This is a genomic window from Kocuria rhizosphaericola (assembly GCF_044462205.1).
Classification (GTDB): domain Bacteria; phylum Actinomycetota; class Actinomycetes; order Actinomycetales; family Micrococcaceae; genus Kocuria; species Kocuria rhizosphaericola.
Genome location: NZ_JBISWK010000185.1, coordinates 1 through 26992 on the forward strand (window position 1 = coordinate 1; position 26992 = coordinate 26992).

The 26992-nt window shown below is 68.1% G+C and carries 32 protein-coding genes; 14 read left to right on the plus strand and 18 right to left on the minus strand.

Features of this window, described 5'->3' with window-relative positions; translation table 11 throughout:
* The first annotated feature begins 47 nt into the window (after positions 1-47).
* From ACH9D2_RS18655 to ACH9D2_RS18665, 3 genes are all read left to right on the plus strand, one after another.
* Positions 48-1007, plus strand: a complete 960-nt coding sequence (locus ACH9D2_RS18655) for a helix-turn-helix domain-containing protein (protein WP_396361176.1) — start codon at positions 48-50, stop codon at positions 1005-1007.
* A gap of 274 nt (positions 1008-1281) precedes the next feature.
* Positions 1282-2229: a helix-turn-helix domain-containing protein gene (locus ACH9D2_RS18660; RefSeq protein WP_396361177.1), complete on the plus strand. Its 948-nt coding sequence runs from the start codon at positions 1282-1284 to the stop codon at positions 2227-2229.
* An 843-nt stretch (positions 2230-3072) separates the two neighbouring features.
* On the plus strand, positions 3073-4467 hold the full coding sequence (locus ACH9D2_RS18665) for an FAD-binding protein (RefSeq protein WP_396364324.1): 1395 nt from the start codon (positions 3073-3075) through the stop codon (positions 4465-4467).
* Positions 4468-4751: 284 nt separating this feature from the next.
* On the opposite strand, the gene ACH9D2_RS18670 is transcribed toward ACH9D2_RS18665, so the two are convergent.
* The 4 genes from ACH9D2_RS18670 to ACH9D2_RS18685 form a co-directional block, all read right to left on the minus strand.
* Positions 4752-6308 (minus strand): hypothetical protein, encoded by a 1557-nt coding sequence (locus ACH9D2_RS18670; protein ID WP_396364325.1) that lies wholly within the window; start codon positions 6306-6308, stop codon positions 4752-4754.
* Positions 6301-6645, minus strand: a complete 345-nt coding sequence (locus ACH9D2_RS18675; RefSeq protein WP_396364326.1) for a helix-turn-helix domain-containing protein — start codon at positions 6643-6645, stop codon at positions 6301-6303. The genes ACH9D2_RS18670 and ACH9D2_RS18675 overlap by 8 nt, the downstream gene beginning before the upstream one ends.
* Positions 6642-7754 (minus strand): tyrosine-type recombinase/integrase, encoded by a 1113-nt coding sequence (locus tag ACH9D2_RS18680; RefSeq protein WP_396364327.1) that lies wholly within the window; start codon positions 7752-7754, stop codon positions 6642-6644. Before ACH9D2_RS18680 ends, ACH9D2_RS18675 begins: the two co-directional genes overlap by 4 nt.
* Before the next feature lie 309 nt (positions 7755-8063).
* The gene (locus ACH9D2_RS18685; protein WP_396364328.1) at positions 8064-8978 is read right to left on the minus strand and encodes a LysR substrate-binding domain-containing protein; all 915 of its coding nucleotides are present in this window, start codon (positions 8976-8978) and stop codon (positions 8064-8066) included.
* A 96-nt stretch (positions 8979-9074) separates the two neighbouring features.
* On the opposite strand from ACH9D2_RS18685, the gene ACH9D2_RS18690 reads away from it, so the two are divergent.
* The 4 genes from ACH9D2_RS18690 (at position 9075) to ACH9D2_RS18705 (ending at position 12232) form a co-directional block, all read left to right on the plus strand.
* Positions 9075-10091 (plus strand): putative sulfate exporter family transporter, encoded by a 1017-nt coding sequence (locus ACH9D2_RS18690; protein ID WP_396364329.1) that lies wholly within the window; start codon positions 9075-9077, stop codon positions 10089-10091.
* 126 nt (positions 10092-10217) lie between these two features.
* Positions 10218-10397, plus strand: a complete 180-nt coding sequence (locus tag ACH9D2_RS18695) for a hypothetical protein (RefSeq protein WP_396364330.1) — start codon at positions 10218-10220, stop codon at positions 10395-10397.
* 927 nt (positions 10398-11324) lie between these two features.
* The gene (locus tag ACH9D2_RS18700) at positions 11325-11699 is read left to right on the plus strand and encodes a metalloregulator ArsR/SmtB family transcription factor (protein ID WP_396364331.1); all 375 of its coding nucleotides are present in this window, start codon (positions 11325-11327) and stop codon (positions 11697-11699) included.
* Positions 11696-12232: an SRPBCC domain-containing protein gene (locus ACH9D2_RS18705; protein WP_396364332.1), complete on the plus strand. Its 537-nt coding sequence runs from the start codon at positions 11696-11698 to the stop codon at positions 12230-12232. The genes ACH9D2_RS18700 and ACH9D2_RS18705 overlap by 4 nt, the downstream gene beginning before the upstream one ends.
* 293 nt (positions 12233-12525) lie before the next feature.
* Here the strand turns inward: ACH9D2_RS18705 and ACH9D2_RS18710 are convergent, their stop codons facing one another.
* Positions 12526-13482, minus strand: a complete 957-nt coding sequence (locus ACH9D2_RS18710; protein ID WP_396364333.1) for an AraC family transcriptional regulator — start codon at positions 13480-13482, stop codon at positions 12526-12528.
* Positions 13483-14784: 1302 nt separating this feature from the next.
* Entirely contained in the window at positions 14785-15033 is a 249-nt protein-coding gene (locus tag ACH9D2_RS18715) for a hypothetical protein (RefSeq protein ID WP_396364334.1), read from the minus strand.
* A 1932-nt stretch (positions 15034-16965) separates the two neighbouring features.
* Here ACH9D2_RS18715 and ACH9D2_RS18720 point away from each other — a divergent pair.
* The 3 genes from ACH9D2_RS18720 to ACH9D2_RS18730 all read left to right on the plus strand — a co-directional run bounded on the left by ACH9D2_RS18720 (position 16966) and on the right by ACH9D2_RS18730 (position 18309).
* The gene (locus tag ACH9D2_RS18720) at positions 16966-17472 is read left to right on the plus strand and encodes a hypothetical protein (protein ID WP_396364335.1); all 507 of its coding nucleotides are present in this window, start codon (positions 16966-16968) and stop codon (positions 17470-17472) included.
* A gap of 39 nt (positions 17473-17511) precedes the next feature.
* Positions 17512-18081: a dihydrofolate reductase family protein gene (locus ACH9D2_RS18725; RefSeq protein WP_396364336.1), complete on the plus strand. Its 570-nt coding sequence runs from the start codon at positions 17512-17514 to the stop codon at positions 18079-18081.
* An 81-nt stretch (positions 18082-18162) separates the two neighbouring features.
* Positions 18163-18309 (plus strand): hypothetical protein, encoded by a 147-nt coding sequence (locus ACH9D2_RS18730; protein ID WP_396364337.1) that lies wholly within the window; start codon positions 18163-18165, stop codon positions 18307-18309.
* 84 nt (positions 18310-18393) lie between these two features.
* Here the strand turns inward: ACH9D2_RS18730 and ACH9D2_RS18735 are convergent, their stop codons facing one another.
* From ACH9D2_RS18735 to ACH9D2_RS18745, 3 genes are all read right to left on the minus strand, one after another.
* Positions 18394-18624 carry a hypothetical protein gene (locus ACH9D2_RS18735; RefSeq protein ID WP_396364338.1) on the minus strand — a complete coding sequence of 77 codons (231 nt, stop codon included), beginning with the start codon at positions 18622-18624 and terminating at the stop codon, positions 18394-18396.
* A gap of 93 nt (positions 18625-18717) precedes the next feature.
* Positions 18718-19287 (minus strand): dihydrofolate reductase family protein, encoded by a 570-nt coding sequence (locus tag ACH9D2_RS18740; RefSeq protein WP_396364339.1) that lies wholly within the window; start codon positions 19285-19287, stop codon positions 18718-18720.
* Between the two features lie 193 nt (positions 19288-19480).
* Positions 19481-20014, minus strand: a complete 534-nt coding sequence (locus ACH9D2_RS18745) for a hypothetical protein (RefSeq protein ID WP_396364340.1) — start codon at positions 20012-20014, stop codon at positions 19481-19483.
* Positions 20015-20127: 113 nt separating this feature from the next.
* On the opposite strand from ACH9D2_RS18745, the gene ACH9D2_RS18750 reads away from it, so the two are divergent.
* Positions 20128-20301: a hypothetical protein gene (locus tag ACH9D2_RS18750; RefSeq protein ID WP_396364341.1), complete on the plus strand. Its 174-nt coding sequence runs from the start codon at positions 20128-20130 to the stop codon at positions 20299-20301.
* Positions 20302-20375: 74 nt separating this feature from the next.
* Entirely contained in the window at positions 20376-20528 is a 153-nt protein-coding gene (locus ACH9D2_RS18755; protein ID WP_396364342.1) for a hypothetical protein, read from the plus strand.
* Positions 20529-20892: 364 nt separating this feature from the next.
* On the opposite strand, the gene ACH9D2_RS18760 is transcribed toward ACH9D2_RS18755, so the two are convergent.
* On the minus strand, positions 20893-21726 hold the full coding sequence (locus tag ACH9D2_RS18760) for a hypothetical protein (RefSeq protein ID WP_396364343.1): 834 nt from the start codon (positions 21724-21726) through the stop codon (positions 20893-20895).
* A gap of 83 nt (positions 21727-21809) precedes the next feature.
* Between ACH9D2_RS18760 and ACH9D2_RS18765 the strand changes: the two genes are divergently transcribed.
* The gene (locus ACH9D2_RS18765) at positions 21810-22100 is read left to right on the plus strand and encodes a hypothetical protein (RefSeq protein WP_396364344.1); all 291 of its coding nucleotides are present in this window, start codon (positions 21810-21812) and stop codon (positions 22098-22100) included.
* A 4-nt stretch (positions 22101-22104) separates the two neighbouring features.
* On the opposite strand, the gene ACH9D2_RS18770 is transcribed toward ACH9D2_RS18765, so the two are convergent.
* From ACH9D2_RS18770 to ACH9D2_RS18785, 4 genes are all read right to left on the minus strand, one after another.
* Complete coding sequence (locus tag ACH9D2_RS18770) at positions 22105-22521, minus strand: MmcQ/YjbR family DNA-binding protein (protein ID WP_396364345.1); 417 nt, start codon at positions 22519-22521, stop codon at positions 22105-22107.
* Between the two features lie 85 nt (positions 22522-22606).
* Positions 22607-22897: a hypothetical protein gene (locus ACH9D2_RS18775; RefSeq protein ID WP_396364346.1), complete on the minus strand. Its 291-nt coding sequence runs from the start codon at positions 22895-22897 to the stop codon at positions 22607-22609.
* 15 nt (positions 22898-22912) lie between these two features.
* Positions 22913-23101, minus strand: a complete 189-nt coding sequence (locus ACH9D2_RS18780; RefSeq protein WP_396364347.1) for a hypothetical protein — start codon at positions 23099-23101, stop codon at positions 22913-22915.
* 206 nt (positions 23102-23307) lie between these two features.
* Positions 23308-23538: a hypothetical protein gene (locus ACH9D2_RS18785; RefSeq protein ID WP_396364348.1), complete on the minus strand. Its 231-nt coding sequence runs from the start codon at positions 23536-23538 to the stop codon at positions 23308-23310.
* 188 nt (positions 23539-23726) lie between these two features.
* On the opposite strand from ACH9D2_RS18785, the gene ACH9D2_RS18790 reads away from it, so the two are divergent.
* Complete coding sequence (locus ACH9D2_RS18790; RefSeq protein ID WP_396364349.1) at positions 23727-24203, plus strand: hypothetical protein; 477 nt, start codon at positions 23727-23729, stop codon at positions 24201-24203.
* Between the two features lie 63 nt (positions 24204-24266).
* Here ACH9D2_RS18790 and ACH9D2_RS18795 read toward each other — a convergent pair whose 3' ends face one another.
* The 4 genes from ACH9D2_RS18795 to ACH9D2_RS18810 all read right to left on the minus strand — a co-directional run bounded on the left by ACH9D2_RS18795 (position 24267) and on the right by ACH9D2_RS18810 (position 26968).
* Positions 24267-24455: a hypothetical protein gene (locus ACH9D2_RS18795; protein ID WP_396364350.1), complete on the minus strand. Its 189-nt coding sequence runs from the start codon at positions 24453-24455 to the stop codon at positions 24267-24269.
* Between the two features lie 211 nt (positions 24456-24666).
* Positions 24667-25185: a dihydrofolate reductase gene (locus tag ACH9D2_RS18800; RefSeq protein ID WP_396364351.1), complete on the minus strand. Its 519-nt coding sequence runs from the start codon at positions 25183-25185 to the stop codon at positions 24667-24669.
* Positions 25182-26147, minus strand: a complete 966-nt coding sequence (locus ACH9D2_RS18805) for a GIY-YIG nuclease family protein (RefSeq protein ID WP_396364352.1) — start codon at positions 26145-26147, stop codon at positions 25182-25184. The genes ACH9D2_RS18800 and ACH9D2_RS18805 overlap by 4 nt, the downstream gene beginning before the upstream one ends.
* Positions 26147-26968 (minus strand): thymidylate synthase, encoded by an 822-nt coding sequence (locus ACH9D2_RS18810; RefSeq protein WP_396364353.1) that lies wholly within the window; start codon positions 26966-26968, stop codon positions 26147-26149. Before ACH9D2_RS18810 ends, ACH9D2_RS18805 begins: the two co-directional genes overlap by 1 nt.
* Between the last annotated feature and the right edge of the window lie 24 nt (positions 26969-26992).

The following is a 26992-nucleotide window of genomic DNA, read 5'->3' on the forward strand; positions in this document are numbered from 1 at the left end:
GGGGCAGGGCGTCGACGGAACCGCTGGTGGGACGTAGCGTCTTGGGCATGGTGGAAAAGGTGCAGCGGTCGGCGTTTGACACCCGCGACCGGGCTGAGGGCCTGGCTGTGCTGGAGCAGGTCTATGCCGTCCAGGGGGCGCGCCGGGGATCGGACGAGGATTTCGCCATGCGCGTGTCCACGGCCGGGGTCGGGCCGGTGAGCCTGGAACGGGTGTGCTGGCAAGGGGCTCCGGCGGGCGGGGTCGGGGAGCATCCCGGGGTGCTGCGGGTCGGGCAGGTGCTGGGAGGGTCGGTCAACGTTTCCAGTGGCCGGGACGTCCTGGCGTGCCAGGGCCCGTTCTTGTTGCCCCGGGGTCCGTATCTGAGCTGGTGGGAGGGTCTGGACATCCTGTCGCTGTCCCTGGACGCTGCGGTGGTCCAGGACCAGGCCCGGGCCCTGTCGGGGTCCGAGACGTTGCGCCTGGAGTTCACCGGAGCCGGCCCGGTGAGTCCGGCCCTGGGCCGGTACTGGTCGGTCGGCGTCACCCATCTGTCCCGGAGCTTGCAGTCTGGTGACGAGGTCATGATCAACCCGTTGCTGCAAGCAGAGATGACCCGGTCTCTGGTCACCGCCCTGCTGCACACCTTCCCGAACTCGTTCGTGGAGCGCCACCGGGCCCCCGTCCCAGAGCCCCGGCCCGGTTCCCGGGGGGTGCGGCGGGCGGTGGCGTTCATCGAGGCCCACCTGGGCGAGCCGATCGGGATCGCTGAGATCGCCGCAGCCGCCCGGATGAGCCCCCGGGGGCTGCCAGCGGCCTTCCGGCGTGAGCAGGGGACCACGCCGCTGGGGTATCTGCGGATGAGGCGGCTGGAGGCCGCCCACGCCGATCTGGTGGCCGCCGATCCCACTGCGGGGGTGAGCGTGGCGGTGATCGCCGCCCGCTGGGGATTCGCCCATCCGGGGCGGTTCGCCGCCGCCTACCGCGACCGCTACGGGCAGGCGCCCTCGGCCACCCTGCACACCTGAACGCGCCTCCGCACCTGCCCCCGCCCTGAAGGGGGGCCCGGTTGGGCCTTGTCAGCGGGGCATCGGTGACGCTCCGCTGACTGCTGAGGCCCCTGCTGGGGGCTGGTGCGCGCCTAGACTGGCACGAACATATCCACCGGCGTGCTCCCGGAGGGGGTTCCCGGCGCAGTGGCCGTCACCGCTGCCGGTGATCACGGCCCGGGGGCGGGAGAGCACGCGCTGCCCGCGGGAAGACCGACAACACTGCGGGACGGGCCGAGGAGGGGGCAAGCCGATGAGCCGGCCGATCCACCACGAGGCCACCGCCAGCGAGCCGGAGGCCGTGACGGAGCTGTTCGCCCAGCTGGGGGTGCGGTTCTCCTTCGACCCGGCCGGGCCCGGTTTCTCCTACCGGGAGACCCGGGACGGGAACGAGCACGTGAGCGTGGCCCGGCTGTCCATGGGTGGTGAATTCTCCACCTGGGGCGACACCGAGGTCTTCGGGGTGGCCCAGGTGCGCGGGGCCCGCTACGACTGGTCGACCTCCGACGACCAGGGCTCCGGGCTGGGGCACCCGGTCCTGTTCCGTCCCGGACACCCGGCCCTGGTCGTGGCCAGGGCCTTGGAGGCCACCAACATCTACCTCACCGCGGCCGTACTGCAGGAGGTAGCCGACACGGTCTACGGCCTCGAGCACACCCCGGTGGCCTTCGTCTCCTCCCGCCCGGCCAGCCCGGCCCTGGGACACTACTGGTCCGGGCTGGTCGGCTGGGCCGCCGAGGCCGCGGCCGCCGCACTCCTGGAGGAACCGTTGGTGCGTACGGACCTCACCCGTCGTCTGGCGGTGGGCATGCTGGAGTGCTTCCCGCTGACCGGGGACCGTGAAACCCGGTCACTGTCGATGGCCGCCCAGGCCCGCCGCTACCGGATCGCCGTGGCGTTCCTCGACGACAACGCCCAACGGCCCATCACCGTCGAGGACGCCGCCCTCGCCGCGAACACCACCACGACCGCCCTGGTGCGGGCCTTCCGGGCCAACCACCCCCTGGGCCTCACCCCGGCCCAGTACCTCCGGCGGGTGCGGCTGGCCGGCGCCCACGAAGACCTCCTCCATGGTGATCCCACGACCGGGGACACGGTCAGAGCGATCGCGATCAGATGGGGCTTCCCCCACCCGGGCCGCTTCGCCGGCGCCTACCGCGAGGCCTACGGGGTTCCCCCGCGCTGGACCCTCGAGCGCTGAACCCCCGCCCGCCTCCACGGCTGCTGAAGGTCCTGCGCCGATACGGGACGAGGCCGTGGAGACACCTAGGATTCCTGTCGCACTGCCCCGAAAAGGAACGAATCACCAGGTGTCGACGACGGGCAAATACTGAGCAGATGCGACGTCGTTGACACCAGGGGACACGGCGGGACAGGCCGCGTCGACAAATGCGCCCCCGGATCTCCGGGGCGATGGTCGAGCGTGGCGGGACGGGCCCCGACCGGGAGGCAGAGGGAAAGACAAGCAAACCTAGCGATGCGTTACATATGGCCAGCTACCGGCCATCAAGTCACGGGGGCTGACGCACCAGCACGCCATGAGTGGCCTGGGCCGTGCCACACAGAACGAGGCATCCCTCTGACGGGAGTCACTTGGTGCCGGCTGCAATCAGGTTTCGGGCCGGCCGAGACATGCAACGTGTGGTACTCGGCGCCTCGATCTGTGGAAGGGGCCCAGTCAGCGCGCACTTTCATGGTCGGGCGCCGACCGAAAATGGTTTCAGCAGTTCTAATCAGGATCTGTGGCTCATGTCGACATTTCTGCCGTGGGAGCGGTGGCTCGTCACAGGTTGAGATCCGAGCACAGATGGGCCGCCCGCAAGTCGTTGCTCGTAGCCTGGACGGTGAGGGCGCCAAGACCATGCCATGGATCACCGGCTGAGCTGTTGTGTGACGCGCATCCCGGTCGACCTCTCAGGGCACTGGTTTCATCTCAGTGCGCACCGGCGCAGCAACGTGTCCCGGCGCTTCGGTCGTGTTGGGCCAGGGGATCGACCCGATCCGCTGCGCGAATTGCACACCACACGCATAAGGAGATGTCGTCATGACTGACGATTCCACTGCTGCCGGCACGCTCGCGCCCGAGGTTCTGGAGCGCTTGCGGAGCCAGGTGCGCGGACAGATGTATCAGTCCGGTGATCCCGGCTACGACGAGGCCCGCGCGGTGTACAACGCGATGATCGACAAACGACCGGCGCTGGTCCTCCAGTGCCACGACGTCGCCGACGTGATCGCCGGGGTCAACACCGCCCGGGACGCGGGGATGGATCTGGCCATCCGCGGCGGCGGGCACAACGGGCCCGGTCTGGGTACCGTCGAGGGCGGAATCGTGCTGGACCTCGCCCCCATGAACGGGGTGCGCGTTGACCCGGCCGCCGCCTACGCCGTGGTCGAGGGAGGGGCACGGTGGGGCGATGTCGACCACGCTGCGCACGCCTTCGGCCTGGCCTGCCCCTCCGGGATCATCTCCACGACCGGCGTCGGCGGACTGACCCTCGGTGGCGGCCTCGGCCACCTCAGTCGAAAGTTCGGCCTGACCATCGACAACCTGTTGGCGGCCGATGTGGTCCTCGCTGACGGCAGCTTCGTCACAGCGGACCCCGAAAACCACCCGGACCTGCTGTGGGCGTTGCGCGGCGGCGGCGGCAACTTCGGGGTGGTCACGTCGTTCACGTTCCGGCTGCACCCGCTTGACATGGTCGTAGCCGGCCCCATGCTCTGGCCGCTCGACCGGGCCGCCGAGCTGCTGCGCTGGTACCGCGACTTCCTGCCCTCGGCCCCGGAGGACCTCAATGGCTTCTTCGCCTTCCTCACGGTCCCGCCCGTCCCCCCGTTCCCCGAAGAGCTACACCTGCAGAAGATGTGCGGAGTGGTGTGGTGCTGGACCGGGCCGGCGGAGGACGCCGAGGCCGCGCTTTCCCCGGCCCGGGCGCTGCAACCGGCTCTGGACGGGGTGCAACCGATGCCTTACCCGGTGCTGCAGTCGGCCTTCGACGGTCTCTATCCACCGGGTGACCAGTGGTACTGGCGGGCCGACTTCATCCGCGAGATACCCGACGACGCGGTGGAACTGCACGCCCAGTACGGATCGTCGCTGCCGACGGCGCAGTCGACGATGCACCTGTATCCGATCGACGGTGCCGCTCACCGGCCCGACCGTACCGACACCGCGTTCAGCTACCGCGAGGCCACGTGGGGAATGGTGATCGCCGGGGTCGACTCCGACCCCGCCAAGGCCGCGGAGTTGCGCGAGTGGGCCGTCGACTACTGGGACGCCATCCACCCGCACTCACTCGGGGGCGCCTACGTGAACATGATGATGGAAGAAGGACAAGACCGGGTACGCGCCAGCTACCGCGAGAACTACGACCGGCTTCTGACGGTGAAACGCCGCTACGACCCCGACAACCTCTTCCGCATCAACCAGAACATCCACTGAGCCCGTCCATCACTTCCAGGGGGGACAGTCAGGGGCTCCGCGGGTAAGTAGGTCGTGGTCGGCAGGCCGGTCGGGTCCCCAGCGGTGGCTGATCCAGGCCGGTGTACTGACCCGCAGCGTCGTTGATGGGGTTGATCGTGCGGAAGTCCCGCCGCCGGAACAGATCCGTGACGTGACCCCATAGGCCGGATTTTTTGATATGTCATTCGCACCACTCCGGCGCATGACCAGAATGGGGTCGGTTGATGGGGAAGTGCGTTATCCGGTTCTTCGGTAATCGCAGGTCATTGGGGCTGTTGGCGCTTCAGGTCGATGTAGTCGGACATCGGTGTGGCGGCTCGAGCGGCGTGCTGGGCGATGACGCCGGGGCCGTAGCCGAGGAGGTCGATCAGGGTTCGTGCGTCGACTTCTTGGGTCAGGTCCCGCAGCGTGGCGTTGCGGGCCCGTTGGGCGTCGATGCCGAGGACTTTGAGCCTGCCGGAGAGAGTGTTCGGGTGCAGGTGCCGGCCTGCTCGGATGCCGGGGAACAGCCATTGCGTGCCGGTATTGACGGTGTTCTGGTTCTCGGGATTGTGCAGGTGCTGCCAGAACACCTCGGTGAGCGCTTCGGGAATGGCTGCCGGGGTGGTCCCCAGGGTGAGGAGCATGCCGTGCGGGGTGACCGTGAGGTGCTCCCGGCGGAGCAGGACGATCTTGTTCAGGGGGTGGGCCCACAGCAGCAGGATCAGCCCGGCCAGGCGGGTGGACCTGGTGACCTGGCGGTGTTCGAGGCAGTTCCGGAGGAGCTCGAGGCGCTGTGATTGGGTGATCATGGGCGTGGAGTGGGCGTTGCGGAAAGGCACCTGAAGTGCGCCGGTGCGGCGATCTTGGTCGTGGTCGAGCCAGCGGATGAAGGCGCGGATGTGCTTGCGGGTGCTGGGCCCGTCGCTGAGGTAGTCGTCGATGTGGAGTTGCCGCAGTTCTTGGGCGGTGGCGTGGTGGTGTGCGCGCAACCAGATGAGGAGCTTCCCGGCTTCGGTGATCTCCTGTTTGGCCGCGCCGGTGGCGGCCTCGAGATCGGTGTCGGGCTCGGCTGCCTTCGCGCGGATGCGCTGGAGGTGGTGCCAGGTGGCGAAGCGTTCGATGAGGTGGGCCGTGCCGTCCTCGGGCAGGGCGGCGATCCTGGCGGCGAGCCAGTGTTCGAACCGTGCGAGGGTCTCGTCGCCGCGGGTGGGCATCATGTGGTGGTGGACGAGCAGTGCCCGGAGGTGTTCGGCGGCGTTCGAGCGGGGGAGACGGTCGAAGGCTTCGTGGGTGAGCGCCAGTTCGCGGGCGCCAATGGCATCCAGCAGGGTCCTGGCCGGGGTGCCTGGGCGCATGTAGGTGTAGACGCTCTCGGGCCGTTGGGTTCCGGTGAGCACTTTGATGAGCCGGTGCAGACGGAGGTCGTCGCCGGGGGCGAGCACGGTGGTGAGATCGTCGGTGAGAGCGCAGCGGATGCAGAGCCCGGTGCGGAATCTCTCGGCTTCGCGGTGGCAGCGGGTGCAGGTCAGGGCGGTGGTGATGCCGGCGCAGTCACGGCAGATGGGCTCTCGGCCGGGGGAGCGGCCTGGGAGCATGCGGTGTTCCCGGCAGTGCGGGCAGGTGCCGTAGGTGTGGGTGGCGTCGGTGAAGCAGGCCCCGCAGATGGCTCCGTCGGGCCAGTGGAGGCGGATCTTGGCGACCTGCTGGTGGCAGCGGTCGCAGGCGTGGGGGCCGGTCGAGCGGGGTCGGCCGCGTTTGTTCGGGGTGGGGAGGCCGGTGAGCGTGGGTGGCCGGGCGGATCCGTTGCCGTCGGTGGCCGGGCGCCAGGGGTCAGTCATTGTCGTCGTCGATGATCCGGGCGCGCACGGGGCGGTAGTGGCGAAGGTCGGGGAGGTCTTCACCGGCGGCCGCATGGTGTTGCCGGATGGTCTTGGCGTCGGTGGCCGTGTAGGTGATCAGGTCGTTGGGCGTGACCTCGAGGGCGTCGCAGAGGGCGACGAGGACCTTGAAGGAGATCCGCTCGGGCTGCTGGGTCACGATGCGCCATACCGCGTTGGCGGTGAGGGTGATGCCGCGTTCGTGCAGTAGCTCGGTGAGGTCTTTGGCGGTGTGCACGCCGCGGCGTGCCATGATCTCGCGGACTCGCCAGGTGTAGGTGATCTCGCGTGTGCTCATGGGGTTCTCCTGGGTGCGGGCAGCCCGAGGGCTGCCTGGATGGTGCGGTCGTGGGCCCGTTCCAGGGCCAGGCGCTGGTAGTCGGGGGAGGGCAGGGAGTAGATCGAGGTCGTCGCGGCGTGTTCGTGGCCCAGCTGGAGTTGGACGAAGGTGACGTCGAAGCCGGCCCCGGTGATCAGCTGCGTCGCGTAGGAGCGGCGGAAGGAGTGCAGGTCGAGCCCGGGCGGGAAACCGAGTTCATCGATGAAGCCTCGCAGCCTCCCGAGCAGATGCGATTCGCCCACGATCGCCCCGGTGCTGGTGGGGAAGAAGTCGCTCACCGGCTGCCCGTAGCGGGGCAGCCCGTTGCGGATCCAGTCCTGGATCATCTCCGCGGACCAGGGCCACACGGTCAACACGGAGCGGACCTTCTTCGCCGAGCCACGGTGGGACTTTCCCCAGCGCACGCGCAGCACGCCGTGGCCGCCGAGATAGGGCGCCCGGTTGTTGGAGGAGAAGTCCACGACCTGCAGGTGCCGCAGTTCGTTGGAGCGCAGTCCCCAGCTGTAGGCCGTTTTGAACGCGATCGCGTCCCGCCAGGCGGCCAGCGCACCCTTGCGCCCGGAGGCCAGGATCCGCTCGACCTCCAGATCGGCCAGATCGAACAGCTCCTGCAGCTCGGCCTGGGTGAAGGGGCGTTTGGCCGGGCGCGCCTCGGTGGGCTGGGCGTGGGTGAGGCGGTTGAGCTCGGTCACGACCTGGGCGAAGACCTGCCCGAAGGACCTGGCGGATTGCTGGCACCAGTCGTAGTGCGGATCGCAGGCGTAGTCGCAGAACAGCTTGATCGCTCCCTGGTAGGAGCGCACGGTGCCGTGGGAGAGGTTGCGCACCGCCCGGGCGTGGGAGAAGAACTCGTCCGCATCTGCCAGCGTCCATTCCCACGGGTAGCGCCCGGAGAAGTCCACCAGACTCATCACGACACGGCGTCGGGTGCCGATCGTCGCCGGCGCGAAGTCCTTCGCCCGCTGCTGAGCGCCCCATCCATCCAGGACAGTGCTCAGGAAGGCGTCCGGATCGGGGGCTTGCCCGCCGAAAGGAACGAACCGCACGTTCTCGCCATCGTGGCCCATGGGTCATCCTCGGAGCTCAGAAGAGGATTGCGATCCTCGCACACAGATTGCGTGCAACGCAATCAGCACCGACAGAAACCCAGGTCGGAAGCCGAATCAGCCCAGTCGAACCCGGCAGCAACCACACCAGACACGCTACGTCGCCGTGCGGTACTTGAGCAGGGTCATCCCACGTCAGAGGGCAATCGGGGGAGCACCAAGGTCATCACCCGAAACCTCACGATATGCGCAGGACGCAGATAAAGTCTTTACTGCTTTACATATGGCCGGTTATTAGCCGCTCTACGAGAACGACATTGCAGTTGGGGTTCATGCCTGGGCCGTTGAAGTGGTCAGGGGGGAAGCGGGCACGGCGATAGCCACGAGATCTGCCGCCGGGCCGGAGGGTAGGGGTGGGCGCCACACCGCCTGCAGCCTGCGTTCGAGTTGACGGTCGTGTACGGGGACGGTGCGCAGCCGTCCGGATTCGACCTCTGCGCGCACCACCAGCTCGCTGAGCACCGCCGGACCCGCTCCGGCCCGGGCTGCCCCCAGTACTGCGGCGTTGCTGCTGAGTTCCATGGCCGGGGCCACCAGGGCGTGCCCGGCCAATGCTTGGTCGAGGGTGGAACGGGTTCCGGAGCCGCTCTCGCGCACTACGAGCGGTTCCGCGGCCAGCTCCGCGGCCTCGATCCCTCCGGGGCGGTCCGCCCAGGGGTGGTCGGCGGTGACCACGAGCAGCAGCCGGTCCACGGCCACGGTGGTCCCACCCAGTCCCGGTGGCAGCTGGGGTGTTTCCACGAATCCGACGTCGACCTCTCCGGCGGTAGTCCGGCGCAGCACCTCGGCCGAGTTGCACACCTGCAGCCGCAGTTCGACCTCGGGGTGGGTGAGGCGGAACTGCGCCAACCAGGCCGGGGCCAGGTACTCGGCCACCGTGATCGAGGCGGCTGCGGTCACGTGCCCGGCCGCGGCACCGCGCACCCGTTCCACTTCCTGCTGCAGTTGGCGGCAGCGGGCCAGCACGCGCTCGGCCGAGTTCGCCAGCTGCCGGCCGTCCGGGGTGAGGGTCGATCCCCGGGACGAGCGTTCCAGCAGGCGCACCCCCCAGCGCCGCTCCAGTCGTGCCACCGTCCGGCTGGCATTGGGTTGGGCGGTGCCGGTGCGGCGGGCAGCGGCGCTGAGACTGTCCAGCTCACCCACGGCGACGAGCAATTCCAAGGCGTGCAGATCCGGCCAGTCCATATCACTAATGATATGCCCCCAGGGCGAACTGGTGGCTGGTGGCCGTGCTGTACGCCGGGGAGGATGGAACCCATGGATTACCCAGCCCCGGCCAGCATGGTTTCCCCCGTCTCCATCACCGGCAGAGGGGCCCGTGGGCACTGGGTTCCCGGTCTGCTCTTCTGCGCTGTGGGCATGGGGGTTGCCACGGTGGTGGCCTCTGTCCTGCCGGGGCTCAGTGCGTTGCTGGTGGCGATCGTGTTAGGCGCGGTGGTGGCGAACACCATGGCGGTGCCGGCGGTGCTGGCCCCGGGTGTCGGGCTGGCCGCCAAACCGGTGCTGCGGGCGGGGATCGTGCTGCTGGGGTTGCAGGTCGGTCTGCAGGAGGTCCTCGGGCTGGGCGCGCCCATGGTGCTCACCGTGGTGGCGACGGTGGGGATCGGCATCCTGGCCACGCTCTGGGTCGGGAAGCGGTTGGGGGTGCCCCCGGCTCAGCGGCTGCTCATCGCCTGCGGTTTCTCCATCTGCGGGGCCGCGGCGGTGGCCGCCGTCGAGGGGGTGACCGACGCGGAGGAGGAGGACGTGGCCGTGGCGGTGGGCCTCGTTGTTCTCTTCGGCACCCTCATGATCCCTGCGGTCCCGCTGCTGGCGGGGCTGCTGAGCCTGGGGGAGAACCAGGCGGGACTGTGGGCGGGCGCGGCCACCCATGAGGTGGCCCAAGTGGTGGCCATCGGCAGCACTCTGGGTCCTGGGGCTCTGGCAGCAGCGGTGGTCGTCAAGCTCGCACGCGTGCTGATGCTCGCCCCCGTGATGGCCGTGCTGGCCTGGCAGGTTCGCCGCGCCGCCGGTGCCGCGGAGAAGCCCGCCGGCACCCTTCCCCCGCTGGTGCCGCTGTTCGTCGTGGGCTTCGTGGCGATGATGATGCTGGCCTCCACGGGACTGGTGCCCGTTGCGGTGTTGGAGGGCGCGCAGACCCTCGAGAGCATGTGCCTCGCCACGGCGATGTTCGCCCTGGGTCTGGGCGTGCGGGTGAGCTCACTCCGGAAGGTCGGCCCCCGCCCGGTGGTCCTGGGAGCGGCCTCCACCGCCATCGTGGCAGCTACGGCACTGACCGGGGTAATCCTGGCCTCCTGACCCCCAGGGACTTTCGGTTCCCGTCGCGGGGGGCGGGATCAGTCAACGTTGCCGATGGCCGGCCCGATCTCACCAACACCGTGGTGGTGCGTGTGGGGGTGTTGTTGCGGTAGGCAGCCTGGCGGCATGGACTTCCTGGTGCTCCCCACGCTTACCGGCTCTCTGGCCACGCTCGAGCCGCTGGTGCCGAAGCATGCCGGGGAACTGGCCGAAGCGGTCGCCGGGGGGGGGCTCTATCAGGTCTGGTACACCCGTCTGCCCTCTCCTGCTGGCATGGGCGCGGAGATCGAGCACCGCTTGGCGTGAAATACCCTCCCGTCAGGCGGACGCCCTGGTGTGCCCCCGGCAACGGCGGTGTGTCGTGAGCGATGACCATGATGCGGTGGAAGCTCCCGCAGGAGGCTCTGGTACTGCACCGGCGGACCGTCGAAGGCGCCGCTGAGCCGGCGCTTCAGGTGGGCTCGTGGCTGGTGAGCTCGTGTCCCTCATGGCCGGTGAACCCGTGTCCCTCGTGGAGCTGGTGGCTGTAGGGAGCCTGCAAGGGCGGGGTGCACGTGATGAGGGTGTTAGCGGCCTTCGCCAGCAGATCCCGTTACGCCCGGGGCAATCGCAAGCACCGGTGCAGATAGGCGTCGATCTCCAGACGGTGGGCGGTTCCCCCAGATGTAGGTAGTACAGCCACATCGACTCCACGGTGATCCCGGCCCGGACCAGTGCCTGACCCAGCCGGTGTCCTTGTTCTTCTCCCCACGGATCGTCCACCGTTTCCTCCTCCTTCCGCCGGTGCCGGCCGCGCTGTCCCGCTGCCGATCCTGCCCACCTGCGGTGATGTTCTCCCAACAGAGTCGCAAAACCCGCGCTCACCATGGGCCCTCCCACCACAAGGGTGCTCAATCGCACGGAATTTTCGATCGAGGCCCCGCAGGAGGACCACAGCCACTGCTTCGGAGGACACCGGGCGGAGAACGGGGGGTGCTTCCGTCTGCCGATGCACTTCCGGTTGGCTTGTGAAACACGCCTGCCGTCCGGTGTGCCAGGCGCACGAGTACAGCGTGTTGTCGACTCGGGCCGGAGCCGTGACGCCGTGCCGCAGGAGCCAGGGGGATCTCCGTCCCCGATCACCTACAAGGGCCCCGCCGCGGTCCCCGGTGCTGATACCGCCGTGAAGCATGCCCCGCGGCAGCCTTGCGCGACATCTGGCGGATTGGTAACTGGCTGGTTACCATAAGAGTCGTGGACGTGTTCATGGCTCTGGGGGACCCGGTGCGGCGGGCCCTGCTGCGGCGCCTGGCCGAGGGGCCCGCTCGGGTGGTCGACCTCGCGGCCGATCACGACATCAGCCGTCCCGCGGTCAGCAGACACCTGAAGGTGCTCGGCGACGCGGGCCTCGTCGCCGGGCTCACGCAGGGTCGGGAACGCCACTACAGGCTGCTGCCCGCCGCCCTGGAACCGGTCGCTGCCCTGCTCGGCGAGCTCAACGCCCGGACACCACGGGTCCCGGAGCACGTCCTGGACGGACTCGACCTCGAGGTCCGCCGCACCACCCGCGACCGGACCGCCGAGCGGCAGGCCCGGTCGGCCCGCACCGAGAGGAAGGACGCAGGATGACGACACCACAGGCCACCGGCCGGCCCGAGACCCGCCAGGACGGTGACTGGATCGTGCTCACCCGCCACTTCAAGGCCCCCATCGAGGACGTGTGGGCCGCCGTCACAGACCCTGAACGCCTCGGGCGCTGGATCGGCACCTGGAGCGGGGACCCGGCCTCCGGCAGCGTCACCTTCCGGATGACCGCCGAGGACGGCATGCCCGAGGAAGAACACCACATCGAGGCCTGCGAGCCCCCGCGGCTGCTGCGCACCCGCGCCCGCAGCGAGGGCCTGGACGGGCAGGACCACGACTGGAGGGTGGAGATCCGGCTCACCGAGGACGGTTCCGGCACGACACTGCACTTCGGCCAGATTCTGCCGAAACCGGAGTGGGCGCACAACATCGGGCCCGGCTGGGACTACTACCTGGACCGACTGGTGGCGGCCGAGACGGGCGGGGACGTCGCCGCGATCGACTTCGAGCGCGACTACTACCCCGCCCTGCTCCCGGCCTACCAGCAACGCTTCCCGGTCACCCCCGAGCAACTGTGACCAGCCAAGCTCGGCCACTGGTCCAGCAGCACGCCAAGGACTGCCCGAACAGCTGCTGATCTGTTCGTGACAATGGATACAGGAGCGGCTCGGCCCCTCCGCTCTACAAATGGCGGACTACCGGCCACTTTCCACCGGAATGACGTTGCACTAGGGGTTCGCCCACGGGAGTCTCTTGCCGGGGGTTGTGGCACGGCCGTCTCTCGATCGCGCCTTATGCGATGCGTTCAAGTGTTGTCCGCCTCCCCGGCGTGGCTCCAATGAATGGTGATCAATGGCGATCGGGGAGATCTCTAGGAGTGCAAAGTCTCGGTGGGGGTGCGTCCGTACTGTGTGCGGTAATCGGTGGCGAACCGGGCCAGGTTGGTGAAGCCGCACCGGTAGGCGATCGCTCCCACGGTGTCCCCGCGGGTCAGGTCCGCCTCGAGAAGGTCGTGGTGGGCGGCGTCCAGGCGGGCCGTGCGCAGATAACCTCCCGGAGTGGTGCCCAGGTGCTGGCGGAAGGCGATGACCAGCTGGTGGGTCGGGATGCGGGCGGCCGCGGCGAGGTGGGCCAGCTCGATTGGTTCGCCCAGGTGCTCGTCGATGTAGGTCACTGCTCGACGGACGGGGCCGGGCAGGCGGGTGCTGGTCTCGTTGGGCAGGGCGTGGTCGGTAAAGGTGCTGGGGAAGCAGCAGAGCAGCGCGGTGGCCACCCGGCGTTGAGCTTCAGCGACGATGAGGGGCACCTTGACCGCTTCGGCATCGTTGAGCACCTCGCGCAGGTAGCCCACAGCGTCGGCCCAGTAGGCGGCGGCGGCCTGGTGATGAGGGCTGGTGCCGGTGAGGCGAAGCCGGAAGTCCTCCAGTTGCAGCAGCTCGCCGGCGTAGTCCTGGACCCAGGCGTGGTCCACGGCCACGATGCTCAGATCGGTGGCCTCCATGGTGGAGGTGAACCGGTCCTGGGGCATCCGATACGGGCCGGGGCCGAGACGGTGGTGGTCGCCGCCGGCGCGCACCGTCATGGCCCCGTCGCTCACCTGGGCGATGTTGATCGTCTGCGGGGACTCCACGCCCATCCGCACCGTTGAGCCCCGCCCCACCTGAGCCCGCCTGCACATCACCGGACCGGCCACGGCCCAGGACAGGGCCAACTCGAAGCTGTCGTTGGCAGGTGCTTGGACCTGGGCGCGGCCGATGAGCCGACTCAAGGTCTCGGCAGCTTCTCCGGCGTCGGCGGTGGTGAAGCCACCACGGTGGGTATCGGTCATGACCTTGAAACCTTACGGCTCACACGGGTCGGAAGAAGAGCGATGCGTTCACAATGTCCCCGCAACAAGGGACAGCATGAACCATCATGTTCGCATCAGTGAATGGCGGGCGCGGCAGTGAGACCGCGAAGGTGGCGGCTCTGCACACCATGCTCGACACCGCGCCCTGCGGTGCTCCGGCCGAGTCAGACCAGGTCAGGAGCCGCTCGGGGGAGCGTTGGCACCGTTACCCGGATCCATACGATGTGCGCAGAGCGCAGATAAAGTCTTTATGACTTTACATAATAACAGTCATCGGCGCTTCAGGACGAGTAGAAACAGATGCGAGAACTCGTCCCACCTTGCCTACGGGCGTCTGCCCAGGCTGCGACAGGGTGCACGGCTCATCGACTCAGTCGTTGAGCTCGCGGCGTCGGCGTCGTCCGTGCAGACCAGCAAGGCGATCTCTCGTTTAGTGAGAGATTCGCGTGTACAGCTGGGCTATGGAACGGCTCCTGGGGTCTCCGTCGCCGAGGGCATCGCATGGTTGCGGGCTGAGACTCGGCCGCCTGGGGCGAACGGGCGGCCACCCCAGCGACGGGCCTGCCGGCGCAGCAGGAAACTACTCGTCCTCCCTCAACACGTCTCGCTACCGGTTGCCCCATGGGAGTTCTCGCATCTCGTGGAACACCATCCTGACGAAGAGTCCAAAATCCACATCCTGGATAAGGCGGTAGAACGGCATCGTGCGCAGATGCAGATCGGTTAAAAAGAAAGATCGAAGTTCCTTTGCTTCATCCAATGCGGTCACGGGACCCCAGTTGAACAAGCAAAGAACACAATTTTATTATCCTCCAAATCTACACTTACGAGTCCAACTTGACAGCAACAACGAAAACGAGCCCATTAAAGACTGGACTAACGCTTCCAAAAAAAGGGCCGGAATAGAATACGGTGCCGGTAAATCCAATACAAGAGGGTGGTCGGACGGAATGGAGGACCAATTCTCGGAAAGAATACCCCATAAGTACTTTCCACCACCGCCGGGGATAAGTCCCTTTGCTACTTGACGCCACATAGGCGCCAAAACTGGGTCCAGCACCGCCCATTTTCTAAGTTGATCCCCTGACAACCTACCTTCAATAACCCATTGAATAGAGGTGGCATGATTAAGGATTTGCGCCATATATTTTGACGCTTCGAATGTTTCTCCCAGTTCGGTCAAGGCGCATGCGCGTTGGTATCGTACCCGCCAAGGCAGGCATTCAAGTGTTTCGGTGGCCTTCTTGGCAGCAGAACCACCTAAGGAATTGCATGTGGAAGCTAAAAGTCGTGGACGGCAATCTCCACGGTTGGCTGGCGGCGCTTGTTCGCGTGCTTACGGATGACCGCGTGGTCCATGTCCAGGCCGGTGATCTCATCGCGGATCGTGCCGTCCTTCTTCGTCACCAGCAGGGTGAACGAAGTTTTATAGGAGGCGGTGGAGGTGAACAGAATGGACGTATTGCCGAACTGTGCGTCGTGCGTCTCGGCCGCGTCAACGCGGGGCAGCAGGAATGTCTCGTGTCTCATACCAACCAACATGCGTCGAACGCGGGTCCAGAAAACACCGGTTGCCTTTTAGCAGGCGTCGAAAGTTCAAATGGGCGGTGATGTCCGAATCTGTGTACGCGCCCCCTGCCAGCCCCACCCCCCAAAAACACTACGAGGTCTCCCGACCCCTACACTTGTGCGCGTCAGAACACATGTGTGCCAGCCTGATCCTGGTCCGCTACATCATTTCGGCTCGCTGACGGAAGACTCTTGGTTCTGGCCAGAACCTCTCCACGTCGGAGGCCGCTCCGAGTCGCAAACCTCAACAACTCCCGAGCCGCATCGACGCAAAGAGCTGCGTGCGCCGCAGGCGCAGGTCCTCGTGACGGGCCGACGTCATCAGGCGTGCAGATCGCGTGCAGAATCCGATAGGCGCTACGCGCCCGCTGGTCACCGAGACCATGACGCTCACCATGGGCAACGGCTACGCCGACCGTGGAGACTCCACGGAACGCGAACCACTAAGTCTCCCGATGCGCAGCCCCGTGCCGGATCCACGAGTCGTGGCGCGCAGTGCCGATGGACCACGAGACGCGCAGCGCCCCGTGAACCGCACCGGCCCCTGTGACGCCGGCCCCGTCCCGCGTAGCGTCCCGAACCCGTGCCAGACGCCGAGAAGACCGACGCGACCGACGAGCACTTAGCGCCTGCACTTGAAGACAGGCACCAACCTGGAGAAGTCGTCACGGAGCGCGTAGCGCCTACGAGTCAGCAACTGAGAAGACCGACAACAGGGCGGCGCGTAGCGCCAGAGATCGCCAGGACTCCGAGTCGGAGCAGACGGAGAGTCCATGCGCGGCAGCGAGCAATCCATCGCGGAGATCAGCCCGGCGGAGCCGGACACGAGACGTCACCCGATGCGCCTCCCGTGGCGCCTCACGGGTCGGAGACCATGGCGGCCAGGCGCGCAGCGCCGAGCAGAGACTCCACCACCGGAGCATGCACTCGATCCGCACCGGACCGGCGCCAGCCGGGACCCGAGACGACACTCGGACCGCGTAGCGGGACGCCCGATGCCCCGGACAACGTCACGCCGCCACGGGTCGCGTAGCGCCCACGGTCCGCAGCCGGAACGCCTCTGCTGCCGAGGAGCGCGTAGCGCAGATGGTCCGGCGGAGCCGGAGTTGGATCAGGGATCAGACCGGCGCCAGCCGGGCTGCGAGACGTGAACCGGGACGCCTCCCGTGACGCCTGCACGGTGCGCCTGACGTGACGCCCCGGAGGGGCTGGGGCGGAGCCCCAGGGAGTGTAGAGCATCGAGTCGGAGTGGTGGGAGTCGGCCCGCGCGCCAGCGCGGGGGAGCGCCGCATCGTCATCCGAGACGCCGCAGCGCAGGCGGCGGAGCCGCCAGACGAGCATCTGCACAGCGAGCACTGCGTGCCGGGATGGATCGCCCACGGAGTGGGCCCGCCACGTTCGTCGGCGAGACGGCGAGGACGCGCCAGCGGACGAGCCGGTGACGCCGGCTGTCCACCATGGCGTTCCTCGCCGCGTCGCCCGCACCGTGCCTCGATCCGCCCCTCCCGGTGGAGACTTCAGAGCAGAGACAGGTTCAGGAAGCAGAGAGTCGGAGGCCAGCAGAGACCCACGAGCGCGAGCGAGGAGGCGCGCCAGCGCCGAGTCGGGAAGCGCGAGAGTGATGCCCTACGGGCTGCCCCACACGTCGGTCTTTCCTCTCACCAACACCTTCTTCAGCGCGCCTCGCCCGCGCCCAACCTCCCCTCCCATCGTCATCGCCACCACACCTCGACCGCCATCACCGTCGTCCGTCACACCTCCGCTGCCGCGGCCGCTCGCACGACCTGACGGCCGCGCGCAGGGGAGCACTTCGTGCTCGACCATCGGGGTGCGGCACCTGCCCTACCGGGCGCCGGGTCTACCCCCGGCCAGCGTGGTCGGCGATCATGAGGCATGACCGATCGAGCGGAGCAGGGGACACCGGAGTTCACCCGGTTCATGCCGTGGCGCATCCGTATCCCGATCGCCGCCGTGATCTTCGCGGTGATGCCAGTGGCCCTCGCGTCGGTGCCGCTGGAGCCGGTCCTCCTGTGGCGGTTGCTTGTTGTCGCGGTCGGGGCCGTCGCGTTCAACCGGCTGGTGCTGAGATCGCTCAGCCTGCAGCTCGATGATCGGGCCGTGCGCATTCGGCTGGGTCGGTGCACCGTCGAGATCGCGTACGAGCAGATCACCGAGGTGACCGTCGGACCGCGCACCCCGTGGTGGCAGGTCGGCCGGCGCCGCCTGGACGACGGGTCCACCGGCTACCTGGTGGGCGGGCCGAGCGTGCGCATCAGCACCGGTACGGAGTCGGTGGTGGTCTCGGCCGCAGAGTCCTACCGTGTGGCCGGAGCGATCCAGCGCCAGCGCGAACACGCCGCCGACGAGCGGGCGACAGGCGCGGAGCAGGCCGGGCGCTGAGACATACGCGCCGGCGCCACATCAAGGGAGAACAACGAGATGAGACCACTTCGATACTCGATCAATGTCACGCTCGACGGTTGCTGTCATCACGTGGCAGGACTTCCCCCGGACGAGGAGTCGATGCGCTACTGGACCACTGAGATGGAGCGGGCCGATGCACTGCTCTTCGGCCGGGTGACCTACGAGATGATGGAGTCGGCGTGGCGGAAGCCGACCACGGGCACGTGGCCGGACTGGATGGAGGAGTGGGAGATCCCGTTCGCCGAGGCCATCGACCGGGTGAAGAAGTACGTCGTGTCGAGCACGCTGAGCGAGGTCGATTGGAATGCCGAGCTGGTGCGAGGCGACTTGGGGCCAGCGGTTCAGCGGCTGAAGCAGGAGTCAGGCGAGGGCCTGTGGGTGGGTGGCGTGACGCTCCCGACGGCGTTGGCGGATCTGGGACTGATCGACGAGTACGAGTTCGTGGTGCAGCCGGTTCTTGCCGGACACGGGCCGACGTTGCTCTCCGGTCTGCGCGAGCGCATCCAGCTCGAGCTCGTGGACCGCCATGAGTTGCGGTCGGGGGCGGTCGCCCAGCGATACCGACCCACGCGAGTTACGGCTTGACGCGATTCGTCCAGGCGCGTTGACCGCTCCCTCGCAAAGGAACGACGACTCGGAGTCTCGTTGCCCAGCAGCTAAGTTGCCGTGGGGCTCGCGGCGGTTCCCGGCGCCGGCACCCAGCTGCCGGGGTGCTCGGCGGAGCACCGGCTGCTGACCTACCGGGTGCGGCTGGCGGTCGCCGACGACGCGCAGCTGCCGGGCCACGTTCCAGGAGGGCCGGGCTGGGAGTAGGACCCGCCCGGTCAGAAGCGGTGGGTCGTCAGCCGGTGCGGTCGACGGGGTACAGGGCGAGGAGGGCCGGTTGCCGGCTGAGGACTACTGCTCTCCGCGCAGTCGCTGGTCCAGGCGTTCCATGCGCTGGCGGTACTCGCAGTCGCTAGCTTGAAAGCGGCGCCAGATGAGCATGGTGAGCACGAATGTCATCAGCGTGCTCGCCACCGTGAACCACGACAGCACGTCCATCAGCGCGAGGACCACTGCGGTAGCGAACAGCAGGCCGCAGGCGATAGCGATGGTCCCGCTGATCGGAGCTCGACCCATGGTCATCGCGCCTCCTGTAGGTGTGCGTTCGACGAGCGCGGAGCACGCTATCTGCCCGGACACCGGCGCCAACGATGATGCCGTGGCTGAGACCGAGGCCTAGCCGCGGGCGAGGTGGTACTCCGTGCGCACATGGCCATGGGGGAAGGAGAGGGCAGAGGCCAACTCCAGCGTGGTGTCACCGCGCACCGTGGGAGCCAAGGGGCGCCCGGCGCCGATCAGCACCGGAACGATCCGCAGACGCAGGACGTCCACGAGGCCGGCCGCGAACAAGGCGTCCGTGAGCATCAGACTGCCCCACACCACCAGGTCCCCGGTGTAGCGCCGGCTCAGCTCGGCCACGATCTGCGCCCCGTCGCCGCGCTCCACGATCGCCGGCGTAAACTTGCCCCAGGGCGCTTCTGCCAACGTGGTGGAGACGATGTGCTTGGGCAGAGCGTTGATCGGTCCCGCGATCCGTTCGGCTGAATCGTCGGCACCGGGCCAGTAGGCGGCGAACATGCGGTAGGTGGCGGCCCCGAGCACAATCGCCTCGACTCGGGTCAGCATCTGGAGTTGATCGTCCTCGGTCTCGGAGAAGTCCGCGTTCTCGAACCACGAGATGTCTCCGTCGGTGCGGGCGGTGTACCCATCGGCGCTGACAATCTGCTCTACGATCACCCGTCCCACGGGGCCTCCTCCGATCACGGGGCACGCGAATCGACCACGGGTTCCCCAACGCCAAGCCGGTCCCAGGCTACGTCCCAGGCGGTGCGTGCATTCCCTTGGGTCAGATTGTGGCGGGGCCGTCGCGCCCGGACAATCGACCGACCGGGTGCGGATGTGGAGCATGTAGAGCCCCGCGCTTCGATCCAGCGGGTCGTCAGCCGGTGCGCTCGGCGGTGTGCAGGGCGCGCAGGTAGACCCAGGAGCGGCGGACGCGGAAAACCGCCATCCCGGTGAGCACAGTCACCGGCACGAGAGTAGTCCACAGGTCCGGAAGGATCAGCGCGCAGAAGGCGATGGCCGCGAGCAGGGAGGCGGATCCGATCACCCCTTCGATGCCGACGCAGGCGGCAACCCCGACCGCGGTCCGCACCCCGGGGCAAGCAGGAAGCTCTCCGGTTCTCGCAGCGGTCGCGGTCGCCGATGCCCACTGCGCCTGGCCGATGCGCGGATCGAGTCGAGGACGTGGAGGACTCGTGCAGAGCTGGATGATCGCGGACAGTCCGACGGTGGCCGCCAGAATCACCAACCACCCCCACCACGGGCCGCCGTCACTGGTGGAATCCCGCAGCCACCATGTGGCCAGAGGGAGGCTGATCGCCAGGACGGCGGCCGCCGGCAGAGTGCGGACGAGGACCTGCCTGGCCGTCGGCACGGGCACCGCATCGGTGCGCTGGGCGGACTGGTCCATAGCGCCGACGCTACCGGCGGGCCGACGCGGCGTGGCAGATGCACATGAGGGGAACGACGATGCGGTGGCCGGCGTGCCAGGATGCGCGAAGGGGAGACGAGAAGGGAGCCGGGGTGACGAAGCAGATGCGCGGACTGGTGGTCGTCCTGGCTGTTGCTTTCCTGGCGCTCGGGATCGCCGAGGCCGCCGGCGGAGCTTGGTACGGATGGCCGATGATCGTGGTCGGGATTTTGATGGGGATGGCCGTGCACCGGGGTCTGCGCAACGGGCATGGCGGGCGGCCTTGAGTAAGAGAGCGCCGAGGCACCGGGGGCCGAAGTCGGTCAAGACGCGATGGAGGGAACGCGAAGCCCTCCTCGCCTTGATCGCGATCCCGCTCCTGATCTGGTTCGCCGTGCACACCGACAACGTGCTGCTGGTGACGTTCTCCACCATCGGCGCGCTCATCGGGACGTGGATGAGCGGGAAGTGGAGGGTCCGGCGCCCATCGCGGGGTCGCCGGGAGGTGGAGTGAGCGCCGACGGCCCCGCGGCACCGGGCGCCGCAGTCTGCTCAGGTGCGCCGGGCCGAGCGGCAGGGGCTGCTGGCGCTGATCGCGTTGCCGTTCCTGCTGGCGTTCCTGATCTGATTCGCCGTGCGCACCGACAACGTGGTACTGGCGATCGGGTTGGCCGTCGGCTTGTGGGGCGGGACGTGGCTGGACGGCAAGCGGAAGGCCCGGCGCCGGCGACGCGCCGAGGATGCTCAGCGGGCGCAGCCCTGACTGCGCCGCGGGGGAGTAGAAGTGGAGGCCCCGATGGGGCGCGGCCTCGGGGCGCTGGAGCGCACCGCCACGAGCACGGCGACGGAGACCACGGCACTGGAGATCAGCCGGCGGGTCATCGTAGCAGGGCCAGTTCCAGCCACAGGGTCATCCACAGCTTCAGCCGCGTCTCGTCCCACTCCGGGGCGTCGACGACCAGCACGTCGGGTCCGTAGCGGTAGACCGAGACGACGCCGTCGCGGTCGGTGAGCTCGGCGACCAACTTCTCCACCAGACCGGGGTGGTCCTGCGCGAGGTCGGGGCGCAGCCCGACGTCGAAGCACTCGACCTCGGCGACCACGGTCGCCAGCGGCTCTTCGGTGAGAACCGCACCTGGTCCTTCGCCGCGCAGGGCGGAGATCGTGTGGAGCATGTGGGCGAGCATCTCGGGCCCCTCCACCGGGGGGCGGCCGAGAGTGGTCTGGTAGGCGCTGTAGAGCGGCAGCGCTGGCAAGAAGATCTGATGGTGGTCGGTGCCCAGGACGGGGTAGTTGAGCATCGGGTAGCTGCCGATGCGGTGCATCCCGACGCGCCACCGTGCGTCGGGGACAGCGGTCATGATCAATGCGGCCAGGTAGGAGGTGAAGCCGTCCACCAGGGTCAGGGTCTGAGCCCGCGGATGCGGGTCCACCAGCATCCCGTGACGAGCCCAGCTGGGCCAGGCGTCCTGGGAGGGGTCCTCCTCCAGCGACCTCGGGTCCACCCCGAGCTCCTCCACCCGGGCAGAGATCCACTCCCACAGCGGGGCAACCGAGTCGGCCGACCCGGTGAGCATCTGGTGCGGGTCGAGGTTGCGACCGGTCAGCGCGTGGCGGAGCCGTTCCAGGGCCGGGCTACGTTCGGCCACGAACTCGGACAGAGCGTCCTTGGCTTGGGCAGGGAACATGTCCTCGTAGAGCTGATTCCCCATGGGGTGATTCTATGCCGGGGGTGCACCGGCGTCGCGGCCGCTGTGGTGTTCGCGTTAGCACGCAGTCCGCACACATGAGGTTCATGAGCAACCTACGCATGAGCGCCACCGAGCGCCTCGAGCAGCTGCGGGACTTCGTCGCAGCACACGACCGGGCCCCGTCGCGCCGCACCGGTCAGCAGGAAGAGCGGTCGCTGGGCGAGTGGGTCGCCAAGCACAAGAACGCCCAGACCCCCACCGGCGATGCCGTGCGCGAGCTGCTGGACAGCGGCACGATGACCGCTTCTGACGCATGTGTGCGGCTAATGACTGCTGCGGCCCCGCAGAGATCAGGAGGACCGGTTGTTGCTGGTTACTGTCCCGGCGCCGGCTAAGGAGTCAGCCTTGCTGCTCGTCCTCCTGGACCACGATCTCGCGGGCCCGCTGCAGCGACTCGAGGCCGAGCGGGCGCTTGGCTCGCGGCAGGTTCTCGGCCACGAGCAGGTAGGCGTTGAGCACCAGCTCTTCGACGAGGTTCGTCGTGACGCCGGGGCCGGTGATGATGGTGATCCAGTGCTTCTTGTTCAGGTGATAGCCGGGGGTGATCGTCTCGAACTCCTGGCGCAGCGCCTGGGCGTGGGCTGGTTCGCACTTGAGCGTCACGATCGGCTGCCCGGACAGGTGCGAGGTCAGCAGGAAGATCTTGCCGACGACCTTGAACACGTCGTGCTCGGGGCCGAACGGGAAGGTGTGGGTCACCGCCGGCAGCTCTCCGGCGACGCGCATCGCGGTCTCGTGCAGCGTCGTTCCATCCATGGGGGCCTCCTGGGCTTCGATGTGCCGTGCCGTCCGGTCCTCAGTGTGCGGTTGCCCGGTCGGCGGCCTCAAGGGGCCCGTGGGCTCAGGACATGGTCCCGATCTTGTAGATCGTGAAGGAGACGACCTGCTCGATCTCAGACTCGTCGTACATGTACTCGGCCTGCGAGACCTGCTCGCCGACGTAGTCGCCCCACTTGTGCCACCGCCAGCCGCCCACGGCGGGCTGGTCGGCCTTGCGGTGCACTCGGAACGTCACAGCGAAGCGCCGTGGATCGGTGGCCAGTCCGGGGTACTTCGCGAGAAGCTGCTCGGGGGAGTCGGCCACCCCGTAGGAGACGGTCGGCAGCCTGACCTCCTCGAAGCGGGCGATCACGGCGTCGACATCCTTCTACTCCAGGCTCTCGCCGCGGTCCCGGGCTTCCCAGAGCTGGTCGTAGGGGTCCTTGTACTGGCTGACGCCGTGCTTCTTAAGCCGGGGCATCCGCAGCCGGCCCCAGTAGGCGCCGGCGCTGATGGGGTAGATGTACTCGGCGTCGATCTGCGGACCGGCGAGGTTGGCGGGGAATTCGGTCAGCACGACAAGGGCTTCTCGTTCACTGTGGGGTGGGCACTCTGCCCTTTCTCTGGGCCCCATGTGTGCGGAGCGCTCGCTCAACGACGACAGAACCGGGGCTGGCCGCCCGTCATGAGCTTAGGGAGCGCCTGACGCCTCTCAGACCAGTTGCCGTGAGCAAATCCCTGTCGGGAGGCGCAGCCGGGCCCGTGGCGCCTGCGGGACGCGGTTCAGAGGGCGCGGAGCTCCCTGGTGGACAGTCGCAGCATCGTTCCGGGCTTGAAGCCGATTACCGCGGAGTCCGTGCAGTGGACGACGGCGGAGCCGAACTTCACCGACTCCATGATTCCCTGGCGAGCGAGCCGGCCGCCGCGCGGGGATGGCCAGTAGAACTCCACCAGTTGCCCGAGCCAAACCTCCGGGGCGATCAAGCGAGCGGGAACGGGAATCCAGGTGGTCATGACATCCATGTGTGAGGGTTCGAAAGCCCACCGCGCGCGAAGTCATCGGAATCAGAGGTCCAGCAGGACAAAAAACCTAGTGGCGCTCCATGAAAGCATCCCCCGATGAGTGGACCCCGGGGGCCGGCCGGCAGGCCTAATCTCGGAGTTGTCAGAAGCAAACGCATGCCGTCGAAAGCAGGTACCCCATGCCCATCTGGTTCGAGTCCCGACCGGAGAAGGACGTCCCCCTCGCCGAGGCCCTGCCGATCTGGGCTGCAGCTGCCGTGCCGATCCTCGTGAAGTACGCCTGCACGCCGTGGCGCTACGTCACGTACGCGGAGTTCGCCCAGGACCTGTTCAAGGCCACCGGGTTGATCACCGACCGGCCGCTGCAGCGGTGGCCCGGGGAGGTGCTGGGCATGGCGCTGAACTACTGCCACGAGCACAAGCTGCCAGCGCTGTCCTCGTTGGTCGTCAACGGCGAGACCGGGACGTGCGGAGTCGGGTTCGGCAAGTGGCACCGGAAGCTCGGCAAGGAGCCCATCGGTGAGGAGGCCAGGGAGAAGCTCGCGGCCGAACTGCGCACGCAGTGCTACCAGCGCTACGCCGGCGTGCCGGAGGATGCCCAGCCGTTCCACACCCCGATCTACCTGAACTACCGGATACGCGGAATGGGTGCCTAGCCTCACCCGGCGTGCCAACGCCCCGCCCTGATACATCCGGGGCGGGGCGTCGTCACAAAGGGCTCAGACAGTGACGGGGGTGCCGCCGAACATGTCCAGGTCCCGGTACAGCACGCGCAGACCCTTGGACGGGCAGTGCTCCACGTCGAAGTGGGCCTGCTCGGGCCCGGCCTGGGCGATGAGCTGGACGGCGTTGGAGACGTCCTGAGTGTTCGAGTCGTAACGGTGGGCGATCACCCAGAAGACGAGCACCGCAGCGTTCTCGAGCTGTCCCAGCAGCTCGCGCAGCGCGGCGGCGTCGGCCTCAGCAGGGACGTAGGAGGTGCGCTCGGTCCACTCCCGGGGCCTCCGCCCTTGATGATCTCGGTGGCCCCGTGGGTCTAGCCGCGAGCGGCCAGCAGGGTGGAGGCGGTCATGGGGGCGATGGTCGTGGTGTCCATGACCTCCATGTGTGCGGCGTGCATCACACACCCGGTCTGGCGTACCGGTCGATCCAGTAGTTGATCCCGCTGGACGAGCGCGTCGGCGCGACGACCTCCTCGGCGGCCCACGACCCGTTCAGCGCCGGGACATGCGCGTCGCCGGGCACTCGCAGGTCCACGGTGGTCACGTGCACCTCGGCCAGCCGCGGATCCTCGACCGCCTGCCGGTAGAGTGTGGCGCCGCCGATGATCCACACCTGCTCGGCCCCCGGGGAGTCCGCGGCGATGGTCAGCGCCTCGTCGAGGTCACAGGCCACCTCGGCAGCCGGGCCGATCAGCTCCGGGGTGGAGGTCAGCACGATGGACGTGCGTCCGGGCAGCGGCCGGTAGGCGGCCGGCAGGGAATCCCAAGTGCGCCGACCCATGATGACCGGGTGCCCGTGGGTGGCCGCCTTGAAGTAGGCCAGGTTCTCCGGCACGTGCCAGGGGATGGCGTTGTCGGCGCCGATGATCGCGTCGGCGGACTGGGCCCAGATCGCGCAGATCGTCGGGGTGGTCATGAGTGCTCCTTGATGGCGGCGGTGATGCGGGCATAGACAGCGTCGGCCAGACCCCGGTCGTGGCTTGAGGCTTTCATCGATGGTCCCTTACGCATCAGCCCCACCGCGGCGCGGCGGGCAGAGGTGCGGAACACCGGGTCCCCGGTCAGCGACTCGAGGACGACCTCGGGGTAGAGCCGGGCCTGCTGCATCGGCCCGTTGGAGGAGTAGTGATCGGTCTCCTGTGCTCCGTAGCCCGAGGGCAGCACCGGGCGCGGGGCGAGGTTCAGCGTGGCGTAGACACCCTGCACCGGGTCCTCGAGCACGTAGAGCGTCCCGACGTTCTGCACCGTCAGCCGCGCCAGCACCCACAGCCCGGAGCCGGCCAAGCGCATCGGGGCGCTCAGGTGCCAGAACTTCCCTTCCGTCGCCACCGGGGCCGGCAGCGCGTGCAGCAGGTAGACAGCGAGCACGTCCAGGACGATCCCGGCGTCCGCCCGGGCGAGCAACCGGGCCGATCCCGGCTTCATCGCCACCCCGCGGGGCGGGCGGGTCGCGGCCACCGGGTCCACCGAGGCCAGGTCCTCGGCGTCGGCCAGGAACGCCAGCTGCTCCGCCTCGTCGAACGTGGCGTTCAGCGGTGAGTCCCCGACCGGATTGCCAGTGAGCAGCTTGTTGCGCAGCTTCGCCTCCAGGTCCTCGTGGAAGGTGACGACCCGCTGCTCCAGCTGATCGAGGTCAGCCTTCGGCGCCGGGGCGAAGTGCACTGCGAGGATCCGCTCCCCGGGGGCGTGACCGGCCCGCCGGACGTGGTCAGCGCACCGGCGCACGATGTCGACGGCCTGACCGACGTACTGGGAGCCGTCCTCGTGGGTGAGCACGTAGATCCCGCACCGGTCCTGTCCAGAAGCGAAGTGCGCCGACAGGGACGTGCCTTCCGGCAGCGGGTACAGGGTGAACGGCAGGGGTGCGGAGCCGGCCATCACACGGCCACCGCGGCCTTGATCGCCGGGTGCGGATCGTAGTTGACGACGTGGAAGTCGGTGAGCTCGTAGTCGAAGATCGACGGCGCCGACTCCAGTACCAGCGTCGGGCAGGCCCGCGGCTCACGCGCCAGCTGTTCGCGCACCTGGTCGTGGTGGTTGTCGTAGACGTGGCAGTCCCCGCCGGTCCGCGCGAAGTGCCGGGCGGTCAGCCCGGTCTGGGCGGCGACCATCTCGGTCAGCGCGGCGTAGGAGGCGATGTTGAACGGCACCCCGAGGAACAGGTCCGCCGAGCGCTGGTACAGCTGGCAGTCCAGGAACGCCGGCTCTCCGTCCTCGTCAGGTCCGACGTTGAACTGGAACAGGGCGTGGCACGGCGGCAGGGCCATCTCGTCCAGCTCCCCGGGGTTCCAGGCGGTGACGATGTGGCGGCGGGAGAATGGGGTGTCCTGGATCGACTTCACCACCTGGGCGATCTGATCCAGGGACCCGCCGTTGGGCGTGGGCCAGGACCGCCACTGCGCCGAGTAACCACGGCCGATAGTGCCGTCCTCGAGCGCCCACTCGTCCCAGATGTGGACGTCCTGGTCTTGCAGCGTCTTGACTCGGGTGTCGCCGTCGAGGAACCACAGCAGCTCGGCGATGATCCCGCGGGTGTAGACCTTCTTCGTGGTCAGCAGCGGGAACCCGTCGCGCAGGTCGTAGCGCAGCTGGGCGCCGAAGATCTTCCGGGTGCCGGTGCCGGTGCGGTTCATGACGTGCTCGCCGTGGTCGAGCACGTGGGCCAGCAGGTCCTCGTACGGGGTGGGGATCCTAGTCATGGAGGGGTCGCCTGAAGTCAGGTT